Here is a 4,128-nt window from a genome sequence, read left to right as displayed (position 1 = left end):
TAGTGGTTCACGCAGGCAAACGCCAGCGTGCTGAAGAAGACGACCAGGAAGATGTTGAACATCCCCTTCTGCGCGTACTGCGTGCAGATCGCGACGACCTTCTTGCTGTCCTCGACCGACGCCTTCTCGCCGCCGCCCTCGAGCTTGATGTTCTTCTTGATGAACTCCACCGCCCGGTAGGCGCCGGTGGAGACCGCCTGCGTGGAGGCGCCGGAGAACCAGTAGATGACCGCCCCGCCGGTGATGAGGCCCAGCAGGAAGAGCGGGTTCATGATGGAGAGCCCCTCGTAGATCCCCTGGGGCCCCGTCGTGCCGTACTTCGCCGAAAGCAGCTGGATGATCGAGAAGATGAGGGTGGTCGCCCCGACGACGGCGGTCCCGATGAGCACCGGCTTGGCGGTCGCCTTGAAGGTGTTGCCGGCCCCGTCGTTCTCCTCGAGGTACACCTTCGCGTTCTCGAAGTCGGGCTTGAAGCCGAAATCCTTCTCGATCTCCGTGGAGATGTTCGGGATCGTCTCGATCGTGGAGAGCTCGTACACCGACTGGGCGTTGTCGGTCACCGGGCCGTAGGAGTCGACGGCGATCGTGACCGGTCCCATCCCCAGGAACCCGAAGGCGATCAGGCCGAAGGCGAAGATCGCCGGGGCCACCATGATGTCGGCCAGCCCCATCGTGGAGACGGCGTAGCCGCCCGCCATCAGGGCGATGATCGCCATCCCCATCCAGTATGCGCTGAAATTTCCGGCCACGAGGCCGGAGAGGATGTTGAGCGACGCGCCGCCCTCGCGGGAGGCCGTGACCACCTCGCGGACGTGGCCCGAGTTGGTGGAGGTGAAGATCTTCACCAGCTCGGGGATGATCGCGCCGGCCAGCGTTCCGCAGGTGATGATCGTGGAGAGCTTCCACCACAGCGTCCCGCCGCCCAGCGTCGGGATCAGCAGGTACGACAGGAGGTACGTCATCGCGATGGAGACGATCGAGGTCAGCCAGACGAGGGAGGTCAGCGGGTGCTCGAAGTTGAACTTCTTCGACTCCCCGTACTTCCCCTTGTTGTAGACGCCGTTGATCCCGTAGGAGACGGCGCTCGTCACGATCATCCCGATGCGCATCACGAAGATCCAGACCAGAAGCTGGATCTGGATGGAACTCTTGGCGGCGGGGTCGAGCTTCTGTCCGACCGCGAGGAGGATGAACGTGATGAGTGCCACGCCGGTGACGCCGTACGTCTCGAAGCCGTCCGCGGTGGGGCCGACCGAGTCGCCCGCGTTGTCGCCCGTGCAGTCGGCGATGACGCCGGGGTTCCGCGCGTCGTCCTCCTTGATCTTGAAGACGATCTTCATGAGGTCGGAGCCGATGTCGGCGATCTTGGTGAAGATCCCGCCCGCGATCCGGAGCGCCGCGGCGCCGAGCGACTCGCCGATCGCGAAGCCGATGAAGCAGGGACCGGCCAGCTCGCCGGGGACGAAGAGGAGGATGAAGAGCATGAGGACGAGCTCGACGGCGATCAGGAGCATCCCGATGCTCATCCCGGCCTTCAGCGGAATGGCCATCGTCGGGTACGGCTTGCCCTGGAGCCCCGCGAAGGCGGTCCGCGAGTTGGCGAACGTGTTCATCCGGATCCCGAACCACGCCACCGAGTAGCTGCCGAGGATGCCGACGATGCTGAAGATGACGATGATGGCGATCTTGAAGGCGTTCATCTCCCGGCTGAAGTACCAGACCATGATCGCGGCGATGAAGGCCCACAGGATGGCGAGGAACTTCCCCTGCTGGATCAGGTACGTCTTGCACGTCTCGTAGATCAGCTCGGAGATCTCGAGCATCGACTTGTGGACCGGGAGGTTCTTGATCTGCGAGAACTGGACGAGGCTGAAGGCGATGCCCAGGACGCAGATCACGAGCCCGTACAGCAGCAGCGTGTGGCCCGTCATCCCGAGGAAGCTTTCCTTCGCCAGGTCGGGGATCACCAGATCCGCCTCGCTCGCGTTGGCCGCGGTGGCCAGCAGGAGCAGGAACAGGGTCGCCATCGCGGGGAACAGCCTCCTCGCGAGGGCGGAAATCCGTGCGACAACCGTGTCAGTCATGGCCCCTCCGTATCTGTTTTTACTGGATAAAGCGTGGCGGGACATCCGCCGGATTCTGCGTAATATTGCATGCCCGTAGACGAGCCCGGGGCGGCCGGTCGATTGTTAAACGGGCAATTTGTACCACGCCGCCCGGCGCGGGTCAAGTGCTATAGTAAGGGCATGGATTTCCGGGGGAAACTGATCCTCGCGCCGCTGGCGGGGGTGACCGACACCACGTTCCGGCGGCTGTGCCGGGAGAACGGGGCGGACATCGTCGTCACGGAGATGGTGTCGGCGAAGGGGCTCCTCTGCGACCCGGACCGGTCGGGGAGGTATCTCGCCTACGAGGAGGCGGAGCGTCCGGTGGGCGCGCAGCTGTTCGGTTCCGACCCGGGGGAGATCGCCGAGGCCGCCGCCCTGGCCGCCGGCAGGGGGTTCGACTTCATCGACATCAACATGGGGTGCCCCGTGCGGAAAGTCACGGGGGGAGGCTCGGGATCGGCGATCCTGGCCAACCCCCGCCTCGCCGGGGAGATCGCCCGGGCGGCGGTCCGCGCCGCGGGAATCCCGGTGACCGCCAAGATCCGGTCGGGGTTCGGGACGGAGCGGGAGACGTACCTCGAGGTGTCGGGCGAGCTGTTCGGGGCCGGCGTGTCCGCCGTGACGCTGCACCCGCGGCACCGCGGGCAGATGTTCTCCGGCAGGGCGGACTGGGGACACATCGCGGCGCTGAAGGGGACGTTCCCGGACCGGGTCGTGATCGGGAACGGGGACGTCGGGTCGCCGGCCGACGCGGCGCGGATGCTCGCGGATACCGGGTGCGACAGCGTGATGATCGGCCGGGCGGCGATGGGTAACCCGTGGATCTTCCGGGAGACGCAGCGGGCATTGCGGTGGCGCCCGGGGTCGTGCGAATTCCCGCCGATTGCGGATTCCCCCGCTCCCGCGGGGAAGCGCGCACTGATCCTTCGGCACGGGGAGGAGATGTTCGCGCGGCACGGGACGCACGGGATCCGGGAGATGCGAAAGCACCTCGCCTGGTACAGCCGCGGGATCCCGGGGGCTTCCGCGTTCCGCGCGGAATTGCCCCGCGTGGCGGATCCCGCGACGTTCCGCGCGGTCGTGGAGCGGTTCTTTTGAGCGACCTCCTCCGGCGGACGCTCGAGTCGGTCAACGTCGGCATCCTCGTGTTCGACGCCGCGGGGAAGCTCGCCTACATCAACCCGGCGGCGGAGGAGATCCTGCAAGGCTCCTCCCAGGCCCTGTCGGGCCGGCATTTCCGCACCGTCTTCCGCGGAAGCCCCGGGGCGGTCCGGATCCTGCGGAAAGCGCTCGAGGAGCACACCCCCGTGACCGGGTTCGACGTCGAGCTGCGGCCGGCGGCCGGCGGCCGAAACGTGGGGGGCGACCGCGGTCCCACGATCCCGGTGATGCTCGGGGCGTCCCCTCTGGCGGGCCAGGGCGGCGAGCCGCAGGGGGCCGTGCTGTCCGTCAAGTCCTCCGAGATCCTGTCCCTCGTGGGGAAGGAGGAGCAGGCGGCCACCAGCGCCGAGGAGATGCAGATGCTGGCGTACGGGATCGCGCACGAGATCAAGAATCCGCTGGGGGGGATCCTGGGAGCGGCGCAGTGGATCCTGCGGGAGGACGGGCCCGCGGAGGAGCGGACCGAGGGAGTCCGGCTGATCCTGCGGGAGGCGCGCCGGATCAACGACCTCGTGGAGAAGATGCTGGAGATGGGGAAGGCGCCCCCGCACCCCCGCCCGTTCCACCTTGCCCCGCTGCTGCGGGAGGCGGAGCAGCTCCTCGCGTCGGATTCGCGGGCGCAGGGGAAGAGCGTGACGTTCGAGCTTCGCGTGGACCCCAGCCTTCCGCCGGTCTCCGGGCACCGCGACACCGTGTACCGGGCTCTCCTGAACGTGATGAAGAACGCCGTGGAATCGATCGAATCGTCCGGCACGGTGCGGATCGAGGCCCGGATGAACGTGAACTACCGGTTCGCGGTGGGGCGGGGAAGGAAGCGCTCCTTCCTCGACGTCGAGATCGCGGACAACGGGGTCGGAAT

3 protein-coding genes are annotated in these 4,128 nt (G+C 67.1%); 2 read left to right on the top strand and 1 reads right to left on the bottom strand.

Going from position 1 to position 4,128, the window contains the following annotated elements; genetic code table 11:
- Positions 1-2,084: sodium-translocating pyrophosphatase (locus HZB86_12260; GenBank protein ID MBI5906296.1), on the bottom strand; the 2,084-nt coding region annotated here is incomplete at its 3' end.
- 162 nt (positions 2,085-2,246) lie between these two features.
- Between HZB86_12260 and dusB the strand changes: the two genes are divergently transcribed.
- A complete protein-coding gene (gene dusB, locus HZB86_12255; GenBank protein MBI5906295.1) occupies positions 2,247-3,206 on the top strand; it encodes a tRNA dihydrouridine synthase DusB in 960 nt (319 codons plus the stop codon).
- A partial coding sequence (locus tag HZB86_12250; protein ID MBI5906294.1) for a PAS domain-containing protein occupies positions 3,203-4,128 on the top strand: 926 nt, incomplete at its 3' end. The genes dusB and HZB86_12250, both read left to right, overlap by 4 nt.

This window comes from Deltaproteobacteria bacterium (assembly GCA_016234845.1).
Classification (GTDB): Bacteria; Desulfobacterota; Deferrimicrobia; order Deferrimicrobiales; family Deferrimicrobiaceae; genus JACRNP01.
The sequence above is the reverse complement of the archived record's forward strand: the minus strand, read 5'-3'. Positions and strand labels throughout refer to the sequence as shown.

Bases quoted from the DNA above. Each gene is read 5' to 3' on its own strand.
- dusB (MBI5906295.1), top strand. From the start codon at position 2,247: ATGGATTTCCGGGGGAAACTGATCCTCGCGCCGCTGGCGGGGGTGACC.